Source organism: Pseudoduganella lurida (genome assembly GCF_007830455.1).
GTDB classification, from domain to species: domain Bacteria; phylum Pseudomonadota; class Gammaproteobacteria; order Burkholderiales; family Burkholderiaceae_D; genus Rugamonas; species Rugamonas lurida.
This window is the reverse complement of record NZ_VLLB01000003.1, coordinates 436,199-454,761: the sequence shown is the minus strand read 5'-3', so window position 1 is coordinate 454,761 and position 18,563 is coordinate 436,199. Positions and strand designations below refer to the sequence as shown.

21 protein-coding genes are annotated in these 18,563 nt (G+C 65.2%); 6 read left to right on the top strand and 15 right to left on the bottom strand.

Annotated elements, in window-relative coordinates:
* Positions 1-44: 44 nt before the first annotated feature.
* Positions 45-2,243, bottom strand: a complete 2,199-nt coding sequence (locus tag IP91_RS11495; protein WP_145649096.1) for an ATP-binding protein — start codon at positions 2,241-2,243, stop codon at positions 45-47.
* Positions 2,244-2,432: 189 nt separating this feature from the next.
* Here IP91_RS11495 and IP91_RS11490 point away from each other — a divergent pair, with 189 nt between their 5' ends.
* The gene (locus IP91_RS11490; protein ID WP_145649095.1) at positions 2,433-3,410 is read left to right on the top strand and encodes an IS1595 family transposase; all 978 of its coding nucleotides are present in this window, start codon (positions 2,433-2,435) and stop codon (positions 3,408-3,410) included.
* An 81-nt stretch (positions 3,411-3,491) separates the two neighbouring features.
* Here the strand turns inward: IP91_RS11490 and ilvC are convergent, their stop codons facing one another.
* From ilvC to IP91_RS11475, 3 genes are read right to left on the bottom strand one after another with little or no spacing between them, the layout of a single operon-like run.
* On the bottom strand, positions 3,492-4,508 hold the full coding sequence (ilvC, locus tag IP91_RS11485) for a ketol-acid reductoisomerase (RefSeq protein WP_145649094.1): 1,017 nt from the start codon (positions 4,506-4,508) through the stop codon (positions 3,492-3,494).
* A gap of 57 nt (positions 4,509-4,565) precedes the next feature.
* Entirely contained in the window at positions 4,566-5,057 is a 492-nt protein-coding gene (gene ilvN / locus IP91_RS11480) for an acetolactate synthase small subunit (protein WP_145649093.1), read from the bottom strand.
* A gap of 1 nt (position 5,058) precedes the next feature.
* Positions 5,059-6,780, bottom strand: coding sequence for an acetolactate synthase 3 catalytic subunit (locus IP91_RS11475; protein WP_145649092.1), 1,722 nt, complete (start codon positions 6,778-6,780; stop codon positions 5,059-5,061).
* 450 nt (positions 6,781-7,230) lie between these two features.
* Between IP91_RS11475 and IP91_RS11470 the strand changes: the two genes are divergently transcribed.
* The 5 genes from IP91_RS11470 to IP91_RS11450 all read left to right on the top strand — a co-directional run bounded on the left by IP91_RS11470 (position 7,231) and on the right by IP91_RS11450 (position 9,998).
* Entirely contained in the window at positions 7,231-7,845 is a 615-nt protein-coding gene (locus tag IP91_RS11470) for an RNA polymerase sigma factor (RefSeq protein ID WP_259772459.1), read from the top strand.
* Entirely contained in the window at positions 7,842-8,252 is a 411-nt protein-coding gene (locus tag IP91_RS11465) for a DUF3619 family protein (RefSeq protein ID WP_145649090.1), read from the top strand. Before IP91_RS11470 ends, IP91_RS11465 begins: the two co-directional genes overlap by 4 nt.
* A 23-nt stretch (positions 8,253-8,275) precedes the next feature.
* Positions 8,276-9,079: a DUF3106 domain-containing protein gene (locus IP91_RS11460; RefSeq protein WP_229474266.1), complete on the top strand. Its 804-nt coding sequence runs from the start codon at positions 8,276-8,278 to the stop codon at positions 9,077-9,079.
* A 67-nt stretch (positions 9,080-9,146) separates the two neighbouring features.
* Positions 9,147-9,650 (top strand): RDD family protein, encoded by a 504-nt coding sequence (locus IP91_RS11455; protein ID WP_229474264.1) that lies wholly within the window; start codon positions 9,147-9,149, stop codon positions 9,648-9,650.
* A 36-nt stretch (positions 9,651-9,686) separates the two neighbouring features.
* The gene (locus IP91_RS11450) at positions 9,687-9,998 is read left to right on the top strand and encodes an HNH endonuclease signature motif containing protein (RefSeq protein ID WP_229474262.1); all 312 of its coding nucleotides are present in this window, start codon (positions 9,687-9,689) and stop codon (positions 9,996-9,998) included.
* Between the two features lie 68 nt (positions 9,999-10,066).
* Here IP91_RS11450 and IP91_RS11445 read toward each other — a convergent pair whose 3' ends face one another.
* The 11 genes from IP91_RS11445 to iscR all read right to left on the bottom strand — a co-directional run bounded on the left by IP91_RS11445 (position 10,067) and on the right by iscR (position 18,448).
* Positions 10,067-10,747, bottom strand: a complete 681-nt coding sequence (locus IP91_RS11445; RefSeq protein WP_145649087.1) for a S4 domain-containing protein — start codon at positions 10,745-10,747, stop codon at positions 10,067-10,069.
* Positions 10,748-10,750: 3 nt separating this feature from the next.
* A complete protein-coding gene (gene ltaE, locus IP91_RS11440) occupies positions 10,751-11,764 on the bottom strand; it encodes a low-specificity L-threonine aldolase (RefSeq protein WP_259772458.1) in 1,014 nt (337 codons plus the stop codon).
* Between the two features lies 1 nt (position 11,765).
* Positions 11,766-12,674 (bottom strand): class I SAM-dependent methyltransferase, encoded by a 909-nt coding sequence (locus IP91_RS11435; protein ID WP_145649086.1) that lies wholly within the window; start codon positions 12,672-12,674, stop codon positions 11,766-11,768.
* A complete protein-coding gene (gene iscX / locus IP91_RS11430; RefSeq protein WP_145649085.1) occupies positions 12,661-12,855 on the bottom strand; it encodes a Fe-S cluster assembly protein IscX in 195 nt (64 codons plus the stop codon). Before iscX ends, IP91_RS11435 begins: the two co-directional genes overlap by 14 nt.
* 2 nt (positions 12,856-12,857) lie before the next feature.
* The gene (gene fdx / locus IP91_RS11425; RefSeq protein ID WP_145649084.1) at positions 12,858-13,199 is read right to left on the bottom strand and encodes an ISC system 2Fe-2S type ferredoxin; all 342 of its coding nucleotides are present in this window, start codon (positions 13,197-13,199) and stop codon (positions 12,858-12,860) included.
* A gap of 65 nt (positions 13,200-13,264) precedes the next feature.
* Complete coding sequence (hscA, locus tag IP91_RS11420; RefSeq protein WP_145649083.1) at positions 13,265-15,142, bottom strand: Fe-S protein assembly chaperone HscA; 1,878 nt, start codon at positions 15,140-15,142, stop codon at positions 13,265-13,267.
* 134 nt (positions 15,143-15,276) lie between these two features.
* On the bottom strand, positions 15,277-15,792 hold the full coding sequence (hscB, locus tag IP91_RS11415; protein ID WP_145649082.1) for a Fe-S protein assembly co-chaperone HscB: 516 nt from the start codon (positions 15,790-15,792) through the stop codon (positions 15,277-15,279).
* 60 nt (positions 15,793-15,852) lie between these two features.
* Positions 15,853-16,176, bottom strand: coding sequence for an iron-sulfur cluster assembly protein IscA (gene iscA / locus IP91_RS11410; protein ID WP_145649081.1), 324 nt, complete (start codon positions 16,174-16,176; stop codon positions 15,853-15,855).
* Positions 16,177-16,240: 64 nt separating this feature from the next.
* Positions 16,241-16,624 (bottom strand): Fe-S cluster assembly scaffold IscU, encoded by a 384-nt coding sequence (gene iscU, locus IP91_RS11405; RefSeq protein WP_145649080.1) that lies wholly within the window; start codon positions 16,622-16,624, stop codon positions 16,241-16,243.
* A gap of 42 nt (positions 16,625-16,666) precedes the next feature.
* Positions 16,667-17,932: an IscS subfamily cysteine desulfurase gene (locus IP91_RS11400; RefSeq protein ID WP_145649079.1), complete on the bottom strand. Its 1,266-nt coding sequence runs from the start codon at positions 17,930-17,932 to the stop codon at positions 16,667-16,669.
* Positions 17,933-17,974: 42 nt separating this feature from the next.
* Positions 17,975-18,448, bottom strand: a complete 474-nt coding sequence (gene iscR / locus IP91_RS11395; RefSeq protein WP_145649078.1) for a Fe-S cluster assembly transcriptional regulator IscR — start codon at positions 18,446-18,448, stop codon at positions 17,975-17,977.
* Positions 18,449-18,563 lie beyond the last annotated feature (115 nt).

The following is an 18,563-nucleotide window of genomic DNA, read 5'->3' as shown; positions in this document are numbered from 1 at the left end:
GATCGGCGTGGCAGGATCGCCGTGGACGTATCCGCGCTGCCGTTTCAACCCCGCAGCGCCTGGAACAGTTCGGCGATGTCGTAGGGCTTGGCCAGCAGTCGCACACCGGGCAGGTTGACGCGGCTGTCCGTGTAGCCGGTGGCCAGCACGATGTGCACGTCCGGATAGCGGGTGAGCACGATGCGCGCCAGTTCCACGCCGCCGATCGCGCCGGGCATCACGATGTCGGAAAACACCTGGCGCACCGGCGCGCCCGATTCCAGCACGGCCAGCGCTTCCTCGCCGCTGGCCGCCGCCGTCACCTCGAAGCCGGCCGTGGCCAGTGCCGCCAGCATCGTCTCGCGCACCAGCGCGTCGTCCTCCACGAACAGCACCAGGCCGGCAGTCGCCGTCATGTCGATCTGGCCGGCCACGGCGCCCTCCTCCACGCCATCGGCCTCTCCCGCCGCACGGGGCAGCCAGATCGTCACCGTGGTGCCCACGCCGGGCTGGCTGTCCAGCGCCAGCGTGCCGTTCGACTGGTTGGCGAAGCCGTAGGCCTGCGGCAGGCCCAAGCCCGTGCCCTTGTCCACCGCCTTCGTGGTGAAGAACGGCTCCAGCGCGCGGGCCAGCGTTTCCGGGCCCATGCCGCTGCCCGTGTCGGACAGCGCGATGCACACGTAGTCGCCCGCCGCCAGCGCGGTGGTCCGCTCGGAAAGCACCTCGTTGCGTACAGCCAGCCGCACCTGGCCGCCATCGGGCATGGCGTCGCGCGCGTTCAGCACGAGGTTCAGCAGCGCCAGTTCCATCTGCAGCGCATCGACCGTCACGGGCCACAGGCCGGCCGGCACGTCCGCCGCCAGGTCGATGTTCGGCGGCAGTGCGCTGTGCAGCATCGGCAGCACATTTCCCACGGCGACACCGGCATCGACGGTGGCCAGCCGCGCATCCTGCGCCATGCCGAAGGAGCGCATCTGGCCCGTCAGCTTGGTGGCGCGGGCGATGGCGCGCTGGCAGGTCTCGGCCAGCATGCGGATGCGCGCCGGGTCGTGCGTCAACGGGATCAGCTGCAGCGCGCCGGACAGCGTCTGCAGGATATTGTTGAAGTCGTGCGCGATGCCGGCCGTCAGGCGGCCCAGGGCTTCCAGCTTCTGGCCCTGCAACAGCGCGCGCTGGGCCCGTTCGGCGGCGGCCACCGCATCGGCCACCTTGCGTTCCAGCTCCTGCTTGTTGTTGCGGATCTCCTCGCTCGCCTTGGCCAGTGCGGCGCTCACGGCGTCGGCTTCGGCCATGCCGGACGTGAACGGGGCCACTTCCTCGCCCTGCCCCAGCGCTGTGGCGGCGCCGCGCAAGCGCTCGATCGGTGCCGCCGTGCGCAGCGCATACCAGTGCGCGCCAACGATGGCCAGCCCCAGGATCACCAGCAGCAGCACGGCGGAGCCGGCCGCCGCGTACATGGCCGGCTGGCGCATGGCCATCTGCGGCACGCTCAGCACCACCGTCCAGTCAGACAGCGGCGCGCGGCTGAAGAACGCCATGGTGGGAATGCCGCTCAGTGTCACGCCCAGGTGCACGCCGGCGCCCTCGCCGGCCAGGATGCGCGCGCGCAGCCCGGCCCGCACCGGCTGGCCCGTGAATTTCTCCGCTTCGCGGCTGCGCGCGATCACGCGGCCCTGGCGGTCCGCCAGCGTGGCCGACCATTCGCCGGGCAGGCCCTGCTGCACAAGCAGCGGCACCAGGCGCTCCGCCGCCATGCCCATCGCCAGGTAGTAACGCAGGCGCCCGTCGACGAAGACGGGAATCTGCACGGCGACGTCGGGCCGCCGGCTGACGGTGGAGATGAACAGGTCGGAGACCACCATGCCGTCGGCGCCGGCCTTGCGGCGCAGCGCCATCAGGTCGGCCTGGCCCTGCGGCGCCTCCACGTCGAAAGCCTGGCGGGTATTGAGCAGCGGCTTGCCGGACGGGTCGCTGACGACCACCGCGGAATACTCGGGCGAAGCCACGCGGCGCGCCTGCTCGTAGAATTCGCGCAGGTCGCCGCGCTGCATGGCGGGCGAGGCGGCCAGCGTGCGCAGAACCGCTTCCATCGCCAGCAGCTCGCGGTCCGCCAGCAACGACAGCGCGCGCACGGTTTCCTTCATGCCCGCCACTTCGGCCTTGCGCTGCTCCTGGTAGACGTACCACACCGCGACGGAGGCCACGACGAAGGCAGGCAGCAGGATCGACAGGATCAGCAGCAGCAGGCGGTTACGGATGCGCATGGGGCCTTGGCGGCATGAGAGAAAGCAACATTAATTGATCGGCAACGGCCATTGTAGCCCAGGCCGGCTTCAGGGCACACGCGCCAGGCGGGCCGGCAAAAAAAAGGGCGCTGTCACCCGCACCTGTGGAATGAACTGAACCATTCGCCGGAATAGCTGTCTCAACAAATGTTGATGACGGAGGTTCCCATGAACGACGGTGGATTCATCCAGTTTCTCACGCACGTCAAGCAGCAGCTGGAGCGCCTGACGGCCGCCCAGCTGGCGACCTTGCAAGCGAGCGTGATACCCGCATCGATGCTGGCGGCCTGCTTGCAGTTGATCGAGCAATATGGGAACGACTGCCGCATCTGCCCGCATTGCAACCATCCGCGCACGTACCGGCATGGCTTCTCCTACGGCCTGCAGCGTTATCGATGCTGCGCCTGCCACCGCACCTTCAACAAGCTGACCAACACGCCGCTGGCGTATCTGCGCCTGCGTGGCAAGTGGCTGCCCTTCCTGCAATGCCTGCTCGATTCCGTGACGGTGCGCGCTGCCGCGGACAGGGTGGCCATCCACCGCAACACCAGCTTTCGCTGGCGCCACCGTTTCCTGGAGTGGGCGAGGGACGACCGGCCCGCCAAGCTGCAGGGCATCGTCGAAGCGGATGAAACCTATCTGCTGGAATCGCAGAAGGGCAGCCGGCACCTGACCCGTCCCGCACGGCACCGCGGCGGCAAAGCCAAACGGCGGGGCATTTCACGGGAGCTTGATTGCATCCTGGTGGCGCGCGACCGCGGCGGCCGGACGCGCGATTTCATGTGCGGCCGCGGGCTGGTGACGGCGCAGCAATTGCACCAGCATCTGGGGCCCATCCTGCCCGAGGACGTGATGCTGGTGACGGATAGTGCGGCGGCCTATCGCGCCTTCGCCAGCGCAGCCGGGCTTCGGCATGAAACGGTGAACCTGCGCGCCGGCGTGCGGATACGGGACGCCGTCCACCTGCAGAACATCAACGGCTATCACAGCCGCTTTCATGGGTGGCTGGCCCGCTTCAACGGCGTGGCCAGCCGTTATCTGCCGAACTACCTCGGGTGGCGGCATGGACTCGAAGGGGCGCGCTGGGCTACGTCGGCTCACTGCCTCATCGCAGCCCTGGGCCACAACACGGTCGAGTCGGGTTAATACAGGAAATTTCCACAAGCTCGGGTGACAGCGCCAAAAAAAGCGGCCCCGCAGGGCCGCTCTGGTTCAGCAGAAGACTGCTTAGTTCTTCGACTTGTCGACCATCTTGTTGGCGGCGATCCACGGCATCATCGCGCGCAGCTTGGCGCCCACTTCCTCGATCGGGTGCTCGGCCGTCAGGCGGCGGCGCGAGATCAGCGTCGGTGCGCCGGCCTTGTTTTCCAGGATGAAGGACTTGGCGTATTCGCCAGTCTGGATGTCCTTCAGGCACTGGCGCATCGCTTCCTTCGTTTCGGCGGTCACCACGCGCGGGCCCGTCACGTATTCGCCGTATTCGGCGTTGTTCGAGATCGAGTAGTTCATGTTGGCGATGCCGCCTTCGTAGATCAGGTCGACGATCAGCTTCAGCTCGTGCAGGCATTCGAAGTACGCCATTTCCGGCGCGTAGCCCGCTTCCGTCAGCGTTTCGAAACCGGCCTTGATCAGCTCCACGGCGCCGCCGCACAGCACGGCCTGTTCGCCGAACAGGTCGGTCTCCGTCTCTTCACGGAAGTTCGTTTCGATGATGCCGGCCTTGCCGCCGCCGTTCGCCGAGGCATACGACAGGGCGATGTCGCGGGCGCTGCCGGACTTGTCCTGGTAGACGGCGATCAGGTGCGGCACGCCGCCACCCTGCTTGTACGTGTTGCGCACGGTGTGGCCTGGCGCTTTCGGCGCGACCATGATCACGTCCAGGTCGGCGCGCGGCACCACCTGACCGTAGTGCACGTTGAAGCCGTGCGCGAAGGCCAGCACGGCGCCTTCCTTGATGTTCGGGGCCACGTTCTCGTTGTAGACCTGGGCGATGTTCTCGTCCGGCAGCAGGATCATGACGACGTCGGCCGCCTTGACTGCCTCGTCCACTTCCGCGACCTTGATGCCGGCCGCTTCGACCTTCGACCACGACGCGCCACCCTTGCGCAGGCCGACCGTCACGTTGACGCCGGATTCGGTCAGGTTCTGCGCGTGCGCGTGACCCTGCGAGCCGTAGCCGATGATGGCCACGTTTTTACCCTTGATCAGGGAGAGGTCGGCGTCTTTGTCGTAGAAAACTTTCATGATCATTCCTAAAATATTATGTAAATCGTATTAATCGTTTAAATCAATTCGTGAGAATCAGATCTTCAGGATCCGTTCACCGCGGCCGATGCCGGAACCACCCGTGCGGACGGTTTCCAGGATCGACGTGCGGTCAATCGCATCGATGAACGCATCGAGCTTGCTCTTGGCGCCCGTCAGCTCGATCGTGTAGGTCTTCTCGGTCACGTCGATGATGCGGCCGCGGAAGATGTCGGCGGTGCGCTTCATTTCCTCGCGCTCCTTGCCCACGGCCCGCACCTTGATCAGCATGAGCTCGCGCTCGATGTGCTGGCCCTCGGTCAGGTCCACCACCTTGACGACCTCGATGAGGCGGTTCAGGTGCTTGGTGATCTGTTCGATGATGTCGTCCGAGCCGCTGGTGACGATCGTCATGCGCGACAGCGTGGCGTCTTCCGTCGGCGCCACCGTCAGCGTCTCGATGTTGTAGCCGCGTGCGGAGAACAGGCCGACGACGCGGGACAGTGCGCCCGCTTCGTTTTCCAGCAATACAGAGATGATGTGTCGCATGTCAGAGGTCCTCCGAACCGAGCAGCATTTCGGACAGCCCCTTGCCCGCCTGGACCATCGGCCAGACGTTCTCGCTCTGGTCGGTAATGAAGTTCATGAACACCAGGCGGTCCTTCAGGCCGAAGCCTTCGCGCAGCGCGCCGTCGACATCGCCCGGTTTCTCGATGCGCATGCCCACGTGGCCATAGGCCTCGGCCAGCTTTTCGAAGTCCGGCAGCGAATCCATGTACGACTCGGAATAGCGCGAACCGTAGTCGAGCTCCTGCCACTGCCGCACCATGCCGAGGAAGCGGTTGTTCAGCAGGATGATCTTCGGCGTCAGGTGGTACTGCTTGCAGGTGGCCAGTTCCTGGATGTTCATCTGGATCGAGCCTTCGCCCGTGATGCAGGCCACCGTGGCGCCGGGGTTCGCCATCTGCACGCCCATCGCGTACGGCAGGCCCACGCCCATGGTGCCCAGGCCGCCGGAATTGATCCAGCGGCGCGGCTTGTCGAAGCGGTAGTACTGCGCGGCCCACATCTGGTGCTGGCCCACGTCCGACGTGACGAACGCATCGCCGCGGGTGATCTCGTAGACCTTCTCGACGACGGACTGCGGCTTGATGATGGTGTCCGAGCCCGGATACTTCAGGCAGTCGCGGCCGCGCCATTCGGTGATCTGGTTCCACCACTTCGACAGCTGCGCCGGATTGGCCTTGTGTTCGGCCGCATCGAGCTGGGCGAGGAATTCCACCAGCACGTCCTTGACGTTGCCGACGATGGGAATGTCCACCTTCACGCGCTTGGAGATCGACGACGGATCGATGTCCACGTGGATGATCTTGCGCGGGTTTGACGCGAAGTGTTTCGGGTTGCCGATCACGCGGTCGTCGAAGCGGGCGCCGATCGCGATCAGCACGTCGCAGTGCTGCATCGCCATGTTGGCTTCATACGTACCGTGCATGCCGGGCATGCCCACGTACTGGTCGCTCGAGGCGCGCGAACCGCCCAGGCCCATCAGCGTATTGGTGACGGGGAAGCCGAGGCGTTCGACCAGCTTGTTCAGCTCGTTCGACGCATTGGCCAGGATCACGCCGCCGCCCGTGTAGATCATCGGGCGCTCGGCCGCCAGCAGCAGCTGGACCGCCTTGCGGATCTGGCCGGAGTGGCCCTTGTCGACGGGACGGTAGGAACGCATCTCGATCTCCTTGGGGTAGGAGAACACGTGCTTGTGCATCGAGATGTCCTTCGGGATATCGACCAGCACGGGACCGGGACGGCCGGTGCGGGCGATATAGAAGGCCTTCTTGACCGTTTCGGCCAGGTCCTTGACGTCCTTGACGAGGAAGTTGTGCTTGACGACGGGGCGCGTGATGCCGACCGTGTCGCATTCCTGGAAGGCATCCTGGCCGATCGCATGGCTGGGCACCTGGCCGGAAATGACGACCATCGGCACGGAGTCCATGTAGGCGGTCGACAGTCCCGTCACCGCATTGGTGACGCCGGGACCGGAGGTGACGATGGCCACGCCGGTCTTCTGCGAGCTGCGCGAATACGCGTCGGCTGCATGGATGGCCGCCTGTTCATGGCGCACCAGGATGTGCTGGAATTTGTCCTGCTTGAAGATGGCGTCGTAGATGTAGAGGACGGCACCGCCCGGATAGCCGAAGACGTGTTCGACGCCCTCTTCGGCCAGACAGCGCACGAGGATCTCGGCGCCGGTGATGGCTGCTTCGGTGTTCATGAAACATTCCTTTCAAGGTCCATAGGAGATTGAACGGATGCTCTTGCCTGTCGAAGCGGACCTTGCGCCACAGCTCCCTCACGCCTGCTCGTCGGTGCGGTCACGCCATCGGTTCCCCCAACCGTAGTGGGGTGCGGGATGGACGCTGTAAGCACGTCATTGGGCCTGAGTTTCTGCAGCGGTTGGATCGACCTCTCGCGCTTTTGGCACGGGCTGGAGCAAACTGCTGACATATGAAAGCGGACCGGGCAAGGCGGCGTTGTGTGCAACCCTACGCGCGATCTGGGAGCCTCGTGGTGTGCGAAGCATTCGGTACGGTACTGCGTCGCAGCAATCCGGTCAAGCGCTATCGTGACTTTTTCGTATCAGCAAGCCCGTGCACGCCGGTGCAACGTCCGATCCGTCGCGAAAAAGCGTAAAACCCTGCGGAAACACGTGAACTTTGCTAGCATGCGCAGATTCACAAGACCTCAACGGCACCGCACCACCCACCTGATGGCCACAGACAAAGAACTTTCCGACTTTCTGGAAAACGTCGAGCGACGAGCCTTCAAGCAGGCGGTCTATGCGGTGCGCAAGGATGAATCGGCGCTGGACATCGTGCAGGACGCGATGATCAAGCTGGCCGAGAAGTACGGCGACAAGCCGGCCGCGGAACTGCCTCTGCTGTTCCAGCGCATCCTGCAGAACACCATCCTCGATTACTTCCGCCGCGAAAAGGTCCGGAACACCTGGGTCAGCCTGTTTTCCGGGCTGGGCAACAGCCAGGAGGACAACGACGACTTCGATCTCCTCGAATCGTACGAGCCCGAACACGGCACCCAGGCGGCCGAGTCCAGCGCCGACCAGGTCGAACGCATGCAGGTCCTGCAACTCATCGACGACGAGGTGCAAAAGCTCCCCACGCGTCAACGGGAAGCCTTCCTTATGCGTTACTGGCAGGATATGGATGTCGCCGAGACGGCCGAAGCGATGGGATGTTCCGAAGGGAGCGTGAAAACACATTGCTCGCGAGCAACACACACTCTTGCCGAAGCACTCAAAGCCAAGGGAATCAAACTATGAATACCGAAGAAATCAATTTCGCTTACCGCGTGCGCCATGCGCTCAACGAGAAGCTGGACGATTTGCCGGCCTCGACCACCGACCGCCTTGCCGCTGCCCGCCAGGCGGCCCTGGCCCGCAAGAAAGCCCACGTGGAAGTGCGCGTCACGAGCGTCGCCACGCAAACGGCTAGCACCCGGGGCGGCGTCGCTTCGCTGTCCGGTCCGCTCGGCTGGGTGAGCCGCCTGTCGTTCGCCCTGCCGCTGCTGCTGGTGGTGGGCGGCATGGTTGGCGTCTACCAGTACGAGCAGCAGCAGTCCATCGCCGAACTGGCGGAAATGGATGCGGCCGTGCTGTCCGATGAACTGCCCCTGTCCGCTTACCTCGACCACGGCTTCAACGCCTACCTCGAAACCCGCGAGCAATAAGCATGGCGCTCAGGGTGGCGCCCATGAAACGTGTCTGGTGGTGGAGCGGTGCCGCAGTGGCCGTCGTGGCGGTCGCCTTCGGCGCGGCCGTGCTGCGCCACGAGCGGCCGGACGGCACGGCCGCATCGGCCGCATCCGCCCTCCTCGCCCCTGCCGCGGCCGAATACCGCTGGAGCGACCTCACGCCCGCGCAGCAGCAGGCGCTCGAGCCGCTGAAGGCCGGCTGGGAGAAGATCGGCCCCGTGCGCAAGCAGAAGTGGCTCGACATCGCGGCCCGTTACGCGACGATGAAACCGCCCGAACAGAAGCGCGTGCATGAACGCATGCGCGAGTGGGTGGCCATGTCGCCGGAAGAGCGCCGCGCGGTGCGCGAAAACTACGCGCGCGCCAAGAAGATCACGGGAACGGACAACAAGGCCGAGCAGTGGGAACAGTACCTGCTGCTGCCGGACGACGAGCGGCGCAAGCTGGTCGCCGCCGCCAACGCCACCAAGAAGCAGCAGCAGGTGGCGAAACCGCCAACGCCGACGCAAAGCCTGGTGAAGACGCCGCAGCCGATCAAGCCGCACGTGGCGCCACTCCTGCCCACGCCGCCGGCCGTCGTCGCCACGCCGCCGGTCGCGCCGCCGCCGCCGGCACCTGCACCGGTTCCCGCGCCGGCACCTGCGCCGGTACAGGAAATGGTGTATCCGCTGGAAGGTGCCGCGACGCCAGCCGCGATGCAGCCGACGCCGGCACCTCCTCCGGCAGCGCCCGTCGCTGCTCCCGGCCCTGCGCAGGGTCCTTCCCCTGCTCCCGCACCGCAGGCCGCGAATGCCGGCAAATAAGCCGCGGCCCACGCCTGCGGGTACCGCCCCTGTGGCTCCACCGGCGGCGTTCCTGTCCGATGCGACCGTGGTTGGCGTCCCCTCGGTGAGGCGCCGGCTGATCTCGATGGTCTACGAGCTGCTGCTGGGCTTTGCCGTGCTTTTCCTGCCGTTCCTGGTGTTCGAGATGCTGTTCAAGGCCAGCCATGCGACCGCCGTCGAACATGGCCGCCAGGCGCTGGCCTTCATCGTGCTGGGCCTGTATTTCATCCACCAGTGGCACCGCAAGGGCCAGACCCTGGCCATGCAGACCTGGCGCCTGCGCGTCACGCTGCCGGATGGCGCGCCGCTGCCCCTGCAACGCGCGATGCTGCGCTACCTGCTGGCATGGCTGTGGGTGCTGCCGGCGCTGCTGGCCAGCTGGGCGTTCGGCCTGCAGCACTGGGATGCGCTGGGCGCGCTGGGCATCGGCATCGTGGGTTGGGCGCTGACCGCCTATCTCGATCCGGGCCGCCAGTTCCTGCACGACCGGCTGGCCGGCACGCGGCTGGTGCAGCTGGCCAAGCCTGTGAAGAAAAGTTCACCCGCCTGACCTTGCGGCGGGCAGCGCCGCCCTCACCTGCGGTGGATGAAGCCGCAGGCAATTTCCTCCTCGCCGCCAGACTGCCCGCTGTGCGGCCGCCCGCTCGGCACCGAGCACATCGACCGCCATCACCTGGTGCCGAAATCGTTCAAGGGCCGCGAGCAGTTCCCCATCCATAAGATCTGCCATCGCAAGATCCACTCCGTGTTCACCGAGCGCGAGCTGTTCCGCACGTATCACACTTGGGAAAAGCTGCGCGAGCACGAGGATATCCGGATATTCATCGACTGGGTGGCGAAGAAGGCGCCCGAGTTCTGGGCGCCGACGGCCACTGCCAACAGCAAGAAACGGAAATAGCCGGACTGTCCCCGCTTGCCGCTTTCCAGGGAAAAATTTCCTGAAAAATGGGGTCTGTCCCCATTTTTTCAGAAACGTTCGTAGCCCTGCAGGTAGCGCCACTCGCCGGCCGGCAGGCCGCCCAGCGAGATGCGGCCGAGGCGCAGGCGTTTGACGGCGACGGGCGTCAGGCCCACGGCTTCGCACATGCGGGCGATCTGGGTCGGCTTCGGGCCTTTCACGGCGAAGCGCAGCCGGCCTTCGTTCTGCCAGCTGACTTTCGTCGCGCCCAGGTTCAGCTGCGCCAGGCCGTTCTCGACAATCGCGCCGCGCACGTCCACGTACAGCTCCTGCTCGACGGTATTGCCTTCGTCGACCAGCTTGCGGGCCACCCGGAAATCCTGCGTGAAGACGACCAGGCCGCTGGCCGGGCGGTCCATCGGCAGCGCTTCCGTCAGGTTGACGAGGTGGCGCTTCAGGAAGCGTTCCTTCTGCGCCGGGGCACTGCGCGCTTCGGGCGTCAGGCAGCTGAGCGCATCGACGCCGGCCGGCTTGTGCAGCAGGATCGTGACCGGCGAGATTTCCAGCAGCGTGGCATCAGGCGCCAGCGTGACGGTCTGCTCAGGCGCGACCCGAGCGCCCGATTCTTCGACGACCACGCCGTCGACCTTCACGAAGCCGCCTTCGATGTACAGCTCGGCCTCGCGGCGCGAACAGGGCACCTGCTCCGCCACGCGTTTCGAGAGGCGGATGGTCGTGTCGTCGGTCATGGGTCAGTTCTTGAAATAGTGGGCAAACACGGCCGCGACCTGGCGCAGCTGTTCGCGGTGGACGTCGAGGTGCGTGACCAGGCGCAGGCGCGGCGCCATCGACACGCGGATGCGTTCCGCAGCCAGTGCTTCGGCCAGCGGCGCGCAATGCTCGGCCGGCACATCGACGTAGAAGATATTCGTTTGCGGCGTACTCACCGCCAGGCCCGGGATGGCGGACAGCTCGGCGGCCAGGAATGCCGCGTTGTCGTGATCCTCGGCGAGGCGCTGCACATTGTGCCGCAGCGCGTACAGGCCCGCCGCAGCGAGACCGCCGGACTGGCGCATGCCGCCGCCCAGCATCTTGCGCCAGCGCTTGCCTTCCTCGATGAATTCGCGCGGACCGCACAGCACCGAACCGACCGGCGCGCCCAGCCCCTTCGACAGGCAGACGGACACCGTATCGAAGCCGGCCACCGCCTCGCGCAGCGACAGGCCCGACTTCACGGCGGCGTTGCAGACACGGGCGCCATCCAGGTGCGTGGCCAGGCCCCGCTCGTGGGCGAGCGCCGTGGCCGCGGCCACGTATTCGCGCGGCAGCACCCGGCCGCCGATGGTGTTTTCCAGCGCCAGCAGCCTGGTGCGCGCGAAATGGAAATCGCGCGGCTTGATCTGCGCGGCGATGTCCGCCAGCGCCAGGCTGCCGTCGGCCTGGTTGGTGATGGGCTGCGGCTGGATCGACCCCAGTACGGCCGCGCCACCGCCTTCGTAGCGGAACGTGTGCGCTTCCTGCCCGACCAGGTATTCGTCGCCGCGGCCGCAGTGGGCCAGCAACGCGATCAGGTTCGTCTGCGTGCCGGACGGCGCGAACAGCGCCGCCTCGTAGCCGAACAGCTCGGCCGCGTACTCCTGCAGCGCGTTGACAGTAGGGTCGTCGCCATACACGTCGTCGCCCACGCGGGCGCCGGCCATCGCATCGCGCATCGCGGCGCAAGGTTGGGTGACGGTGTCGCTGCGCAGGTCGATCCAGTCGTTCACATCAGGCTCCAGCTTGTTCGATTTCAGCGGTATAGAAACGCTCGCGCATCTCCTGCAGGCCCACCGTCTCCAGCACTTCCTGCAGGCGTTCGGCCGGCCGGCGGCGCGGCAGGTTTTTATAGGTAGCGATGATCAGCTCGTTCTTCATCGAGTGCTCCCAGCCTACCAGCTCCGTCACGTTGACCTGGTAACCATGGGCTTCGAGCTGCAGACAGCGCAGCACATTGGTGACCTGGCTGCCGAATTCGCGTGTGTGGATCGGGTGGCGCCAGATCTCCGTCAGCGCGCTCCTGCCCAGCGACTGGCCCTTGTTCTTCTTCAGGACGGAGGCTACTTCGGCCTGGCAGCACGGCACCAGCACGATGTGCTTCGCGTGCTTCTTCAGCGCGAAGTCGATCGCATCGTCCGTGGCCGTGTTACAGGCATGCAGCGCGGTGACGACATCGATCGTGGGCGGCAGTTCGGTGGACGTGGTGGACTCGGCCACCGACAGCGGCAGGAACGACATGCCGGGGAAGGCGAATTTCGCCGCCAGCTCGCGCGAACGCTGCACGAGTTCGTCGCGCGTTTCGATGCCGTAGATATGCGAATCGTTCTGCAACGCCTTGAAGAACAGGTCGTACAGGATAAACCCCAGGTACGACTTGCCCGCGCCGTGGTCGACCAGCGACACGGTGCCCTTCTCCTTCACGACATCGTTCAGCAGCGGTTCGATGAACTGGTACAGGTGGTAGACCTGTTTCAGTTTGCGGCGGCTGTCCTGATTCAATTTGCCGTCGCGCGTGAGGATGTGCAGTTCCTGCAGCAGCGCGACGGACTGGCCCGGCCGGACTTCCGGGATGTCCGTGACGGTCGTCGGCAACTTCGCCAGCGGCGCCGGTGCGCCCTTGTCGGCCTTATTGCGCTTCATCGATCCACGCCTGCTGGATCGCTTCCAGGATCTTCTCGCCGCTGCGCTTCGGGTCGTCGGTAAAACCGTCCAGGGTCACGACCCAATGGTGCAGGTCGGTGAAGCGGATCGTGGTCGGATCCATGTGCGGATATTTGTCATACAGCGCTTCCGCGATCGCCGTGATGTCCGTCCATTTCATGGTCAGTGGCTGCCTTCGCTGGCGTGGTTGATGGTGTACTTCGGAATCTCGACGACCAGGTCTTCCTCGGCCACGATCGCCTGGCACGACAGGCGCGACTGCGCTTCCAGGCCCCAGGCCTTGTCCAGCAGGTCTTCTTCCGTTTCGGTCGCCTCGTTCAGCGATGCGAAGCCTTCCCGCACGATGATGTGGCAGGTGGTGCAGGCGCACGATTTTTCGCAGGCGTGCTCGATATGGATGTCGTTGTCCAGCAGGACATCGCAGACGGACTTGCCCGCTTCGGTTTCGATGACGGCGCCTTCGGGGCACAACTTTGCGTGGGGCAGGATGACGATTTGTGGCACGGTATGACCTCTGAATGATTGTTCTTGGGCGAGCTGGGCAGGCAAACTGCTGGGCAAGCTGGCTGTTACACCTGGTCCAGCGACTTGCCGGCCAGTGCGCTGCGCACGCTGCGGTCCATGCGGCGCGAGGCGAATTCCTCGGTGCCGTGCGCCAGCGCTTCCACGGCCGCCTTCACGGCGCCATGGTCGACGGCGCCGGCCTGCGACTGCGCGACCACGTCGCGTGTCTTCTGCATGAGCACGTCGACATCGGCGCGTTCCTCAGCCGACAGCAGGTTCGCATCCTCGTCCAGCGCCGACTGGGTGGCCAGCAGGATGCGTTCGGCCTCGACCTGTTCCTCGCGCATCGCGCGGGCCTGCATGTCGCTGGCGGCGGCGCTGTACGAATCCTGCAGCATGCGCGCCACGTCGTCGTCGCCCAGGCCGTACGACGGTTTGACCGTGATGGAGGCCTCCACGTTCGAGCGCAGCTCGCGGGCCGAGACGCTCAGCAGGCCATCCGCATCGACCTGGTAGGTGATGCGGATGCGTGCCGCGCCGGCCGCCATCGGCGGGATGCCGCGCAGCTCGAAGCGGGCCAGCGAACGGCAGTCGGACACCAGCTCGCGCTCGCCCTGCAGCACGTGCACGGCCAGCGCCGTCTGGCCATCCTTGAAGGTGGTGAATTCCTGCGCGCGGGCGCACGGGATCGTCGAGTTGCGCGGGATGATCTTCTCGACCAGGCCGCCCATCGTCTCGATGCCCAGCGACAGCGGAATCACGTCCAGCAGCAGCCAGTCGTCGCCGGCGGCGCGATTGCCGGCCAGCAGATTGGCCTGGATGGCGGCGCCCAGCGCCACCACCTTGTCCGGATCGATGTTCGCATGCGGGATCGTGTGGAAGTACTCGCCCACGGCGCGCTGCACGTGCGGCATGCGCGTGGCGCCGCCCACCATCACCACGCCATCGACATCGTCGGCATCCACGTTCGCATCGCGCAGCGCTTTCTTCACCGCGTTCATCGTCTTGGCGACGAGGTGCTTCGTGATCTCGACGAATTTCTCGGCCGTGACCTTCAGGTGCACGTTCTCGCCGGACGACAGGCTGGCATCGACGATCACTTCGGCCTTGGTCGACAGCAGCTCCTTCGCTTCGCGCGCCTTCACCATCAGCACGGCGGTGTCTTCGTCGTTCAAGGGCGCCAGTTTTTCCTGTTCGTGGATGTAGCAGAACAGGCGGTGGTCGAAGTCGTCGCCGCCCAGCGCGGAATCGCCGCCGGTGGAAAGCACTTCGAACACGCCTTTCGACAGGCGCAGGATCGAGATGTCGAACGTGCCGCCGCCCAGGTCGTAGACGGCGAAGAGGCCTTCCGAGCCGTTGTCGAGGCCATACGCGATCGCGGCGGCGGTCGGTTCGGACAGCAGGCGCAGCACGTTCAGGCCGGCCAGCTGGGCCGCGTCCTTGGTGGCCTGCCGCTGGGCGTCGTCGAAGTACGCCGGCACGGTGATGACGGCGCCGACCAGGTCGTCGCCCAGTGCATCCTCGGCGCGCTGGCGCAGCGTTGCGAGGATCTGTGCGGACGTCTCGACCGGGCTCTTGATGCCGGCCACCGTCTTCAATTGCACCATCCCGGGCGCATCCACGAAATCGTACGGCAGGTTTTCCGCGTACGCGATGTCCTTCAGGCCGCGGCCCATGAAACGCTTCACGGAGACGACCGTGTTCTTCGGATCAACCGTCTGTGCAGCCTGCGCCTTGTAGCCGATATGGGCGTGGCCGTTCGGCAGGTAGCGCACGACGGACGGCAGCAGCGGGCGGCCGTCCTCGTCGTTCAGCACTTCGGGGATCGACGAGCGCACGGTGGCGACCAGCGAGTTCGTCGTGCCCAGGTCGATCCCGACCGCCAGCCGGTGCTGGTGCGGTGCCGTGGACATGCCCGGTTCGGAAATTTGCAGGAGAGCCATGTGAAACCTGTTGTTGTTTTGGACGTAGAGCCGGTGATGAACGTGGAGCCGGTGGTGATCGTGGAGCCAGTGATGAACGTGGAGCCGGGGATGGACGTGAGGCCGGGCGACGACGGACGCTGGCCGAGCCCCGATTACACTTCGATGGCGTCGCGCGCAAAGCTCACTTCGTCGCCGAATTTGTCGAGGAACATCAGCGCACGCACGCCCTGGGCGGCGGCCGTGAAGTCACCGGCATCGAGCTGCGCCGCGATGTCCTTCAGTTGCGATTTGCGCGTGGCCCGCAGTTGCGTGTCGAGGCGGTCGAGCGCGTCGCCATCCTTGCCGGCGCGCGCCTCGGCCAGCTCCTCGCGCCATTCCATCTGCTGCATCAGGAAGGCCATCGGCATCGCCGTGTTCGATTCGGTCTGCAGATCGACCCCATTCAGTTCGCACAGGTACTGCGCACGCTTCTGCGGGGCCTTGAGGGTCTGGTACGCCTCGTTGGCGCGGGTGGCCCACTGCATCGCCACGCGCTTTTCGGCGTCCGTGGCGTTCACGAATTTATCGGGATGCACGCGGCCCTGGACTTCGCGGTAGGCGGCGTCCAGCGCGGCCGCGTCGATGGCGAACTGCTGCGGCAGGTGGAATAGCTCGAAGTGATTCTGCACGGTGTGAAATGAAGAAGAAGACGGAGATGCGACTGGGCGCGGCACATCAAACGCGGAAGGTCAAACGCGGAAACTCTCGCCGCAGCCGCAGTTGTCTTTCTCGTTCGGATTGTGGAACTTGAAGCCCTCGTTCAGGCCTTCGCGGGCGAAGTCCAGCTCCGTGCCGTCGATGTACGGCAGGCTTTTCGGATCCACGAACACCTTCACGCCGTGCGATTCGAACACGCTGTCCTCATCGGCCACGTCGTCGACATACTCCAGCTTGTAGGCCAGCCCCGAGCAGCCCGTCGTGCGCACGCCGAAGCGCAGGCCGATGCCCTTGCCGCGCCGTTCGATGTAGCGGGAGATGTGCTTTGCTGCTTTTTCGGTCAGGGTGATTGCCATGCCATTTCCTCCATCGTCGGCACCCGCACCGCGGGCACCGTTATCGCTTCAGCTCAACCACGGCTCAAGCCGCGTGCTTGGCCTTGTAGTCGCTCACTGCTGCCTTGATGGCATCTTCCGCCAGGATCGAGCAGTGAATTTTTACCGGTGGCAGCGCCAGTTCTTCGGCGATCTGCGTGTTCTTGATGGCCAGCGCTTCGTCCAGCGACTTGCCCTTGACCCATTCGGTCACCAGCGAGCTGGATGCGATCGCCGAGCCGCAGCCGTAGGTCTTGAATTTCGCGTCTTCGATCAGGCCGTCGGCACCGACCTTGATCTGCAGTTTCATCACGTCGCCGCAGGCCGGCGCGCCGACCATGCCGGTACCCACGGTGTCGTCGCCCTTTTCAAAGGCGCCCACGTTGCGCGGGTTTTCGTAGTGATCGAGTACTTTGTCCGAATAAGCCATTTTGTGCTCCTGATAGATTCGTTGGATTCGTTATTGGCGCGCTCAGTGCGCGGCCCACTGGATCGAATTGATGTCGATCCCTTCCTTAAACATGTCCCACAGCGGCGACAGTTCGCGCAGCTTGCCCACCTTCGACTTCATCAGTTCCACGGCAAAGTCGATGTCCTGTTCCGTCGTGAAGCGGCCGATCGTGAAGCGGATCGAGCTGTGCGCCAGTTCGTCGCTGCGGCCCAGGGCGCGCAGCACGTACGAGGGCTCCAGGCTGGCCGAGGTGCAGGCCGAACCGGACGACACGGCCAGGTCCTTCACGGCCATGATCAGCGACTCGCCTTCCACGTAGTTGAACGAGACGTTCAGGTTGTGGGGCACGCGGTGATCCATGTCGCCGTTGATGTAGACCTCTTCGATCTCCTGCAGGCCCTTGGCCAGGCGGTCGCGCAGCGCGCGGATGCGGGCGATCTCGTCGTCCATCTCGACCTTGGCCAGGCGGAACGCTTCGCCCATGCCGACGATCTGGTGCACCGGCAGCGTGCCGGAACGCAGGCCGCGCTCGTGGCCACCGCCGTGCATCTGTGCTTCGATGCGCACGCGCGGCTTGCGGCACACGTACAGCGCGCCGATGCCTTTCGGGCCATACGTTTTATGCGCCGTGAACGTCATCAGGTCGACCTTCAGGGCCTGCACGTCGATCACCACCTTGCCGGTGGCCTGGGCCGCGTCGCAATGGAAGATGATGCCCTTGCTGCGGCAGAAGGCGGCGATCTCGCCGACCGGCTGGACCACGCCGATCTCGTTATTGACCAGCATGACGGAGACCAGGATCGTGTCCGGACGCACGGCCGCAGCCAGCTGCTCGACGGTGATCAGGCCATTGTCCTGCGGGTCCAGGTAGGTTGCTTCGAAGCCCTGGCGTTCCAGCTCGCGCACGGTGTCCAGCACGGCCTTGTGCTCCGTCTTGACCGTGATGATGTGCTTGCCCTTGGTTTTGTAGAACTGCGCCGCACCCTTGATCGCCAGGTTGTTGCTCTCGGTGGCGCCGGAGGTCCAGATGATTTCGCGCGGGTCGGCGTTGATCAGCGCCGCCACGTGGCCGCGCGCCTCTTCCACGGCCGCTTCCGCCGTCCAGCCGTACATGTGGCTGCGCGAGGCGGGATTGCCGAACTGCTCGCGCAGGTACGGGATCATCTTGTCCGCGACGCGTGGATCGATCGGCGTGGTGGCCGAGTAGTCCATGTAGATCGGGAAGTGCGGCGCGGTCTTGAAATCGACCGGGGCAACCTTGGCGACGTTTTGTTCAGGGGCGTTCATCTGTATCACTCCAATGCTTTGCAGCGTGTGGTTTAGCCTTGCTTATCCGACGGCGTGGTTGCGGTGCATGACCACCACGCTTGGCTCGGCGTTCTTCTGTTTTTGCTGGTCCACCAGGTCCTGCAGCGAGACCGAGTCCAGGTAATCGACCATCTTTTCGTTCAGCGTGGCCCACAGCTCGTGGGTCATGCAGCGCACGCCGGCCGCGGCATCGGCGCCGTGGCAGTTTTCCTTGCCGCCGCACTGCGTGGCATCGAGCGGCTCGTCGACGGCGATGATGATGTCCGCCACCGTCACCTTGTCCGCCTTGCGGGCCAGGCTGTAGCCGCCGCCCGGGCCGCGGATCGATTCGACGATCTCGTGGCGGCGCAGCTTGCCGAACAGCTGCTCCAGGTAGGACAGCGAGATGGCCTGGCGCTGGCTGATGCCAGAGAGCGTGACGGGACCCTTGCCCTGGCGCATCGCCAGGTCGATCATCGCGGTCACGGCAAAACGGCCTTTCGTAGTCAGACGCATTACAACCTCTTCATCAGCCATCGGGTTCGTCCATCCGCCCCTCGCTATGCAAGCCGGACGGCAACTGGGGTAAAATCGCGGGCTCCACTGGATCTCTTGCGAAACTCCCGGCGAG

Excerpts from the sequence above, each read along its gene's own strand:
- IP91_RS11445 (WP_145649087.1), bottom strand. The coding sequence starts at position 10,747 with ATGACCGACGACACGACCATCCGCCTCTCGAAACGCGTGGCGGAGCAG.
- IP91_RS11490 (WP_145649095.1), top strand. The coding sequence starts at position 2,433 with ATGAACGACGGTGGATTCATCCAGTTTCTCACGCACGTCAAGCAGCAG.
- iscR (WP_145649078.1), bottom strand. The coding sequence starts at position 18,448 with ATGCGTCTGACTACGAAAGGCCGTTTTGCCGTGACCGCGATGATCGAC.
- iscX (WP_145649085.1), bottom strand. The coding sequence starts at position 12,855 with ATGAAATGGACGGACATCACGGCGATCGCGGAAGCGCTGTATGACAAA.
- iscA (WP_145649081.1), bottom strand. The coding sequence starts at position 16,176 with ATGGCAATCACCCTGACCGAAAAAGCAGCAAAGCACATCTCCCGCTAC.
- IP91_RS11450 (WP_229474262.1), top strand. The coding sequence starts at position 9,687 with ATGAAGCCGCAGGCAATTTCCTCCTCGCCGCCAGACTGCCCGCTGTGC.
- IP91_RS11475 (WP_145649092.1), bottom strand. The coding sequence starts at position 6,780 with ATGAACACCGAAGCAGCCATCACCGGCGCCGAGATCCTCGTGCGCTGT.
- IP91_RS11435 (WP_145649086.1), bottom strand. The coding sequence starts at position 12,674 with ATGAAGCGCAATAAGGCCGACAAGGGCGCACCGGCGCCGCTGGCGAAG.
- IP91_RS11495 (WP_145649096.1), bottom strand. The coding sequence starts at position 2,243 with ATGCGCATCCGTAACCGCCTGCTGCTGCTGATCCTGTCGATCCTGCTG.
- ilvN (WP_145649093.1), bottom strand. The coding sequence starts at position 5,057 with ATGCGACACATCATCTCTGTATTGCTGGAAAACGAAGCGGGCGCACTG.
- IP91_RS11465 (WP_145649090.1), top strand. The coding sequence starts at position 7,842 with ATGAATACCGAAGAAATCAATTTCGCTTACCGCGTGCGCCATGCGCTC.
- IP91_RS11460 (WP_229474266.1), top strand. The coding sequence starts at position 8,276 with ATGAAACGTGTCTGGTGGTGGAGCGGTGCCGCAGTGGCCGTCGTGGCG.
- ilvC (WP_145649094.1), bottom strand. The coding sequence starts at position 4,508 with ATGAAAGTTTTCTACGACAAAGACGCCGACCTCTCCCTGATCAAGGGT.
- IP91_RS11470 (WP_259772459.1), top strand. The coding sequence starts at position 7,231 with ATGCGCAGATTCACAAGACCTCAACGGCACCGCACCACCCACCTGATG.
- hscA (WP_145649083.1), bottom strand. The coding sequence starts at position 15,142 with ATGGCTCTCCTGCAAATTTCCGAACCGGGCATGTCCACGGCACCGCAC.
- iscU (WP_145649080.1), bottom strand. The coding sequence starts at position 16,624 with ATGGCTTATTCGGACAAAGTACTCGATCACTACGAAAACCCGCGCAAC.
- IP91_RS11400 (WP_145649079.1), bottom strand. The coding sequence starts at position 17,932 with ATGAACGCCCCTGAACAAAACGTCGCCAAGGTTGCCCCGGTCGATTTC.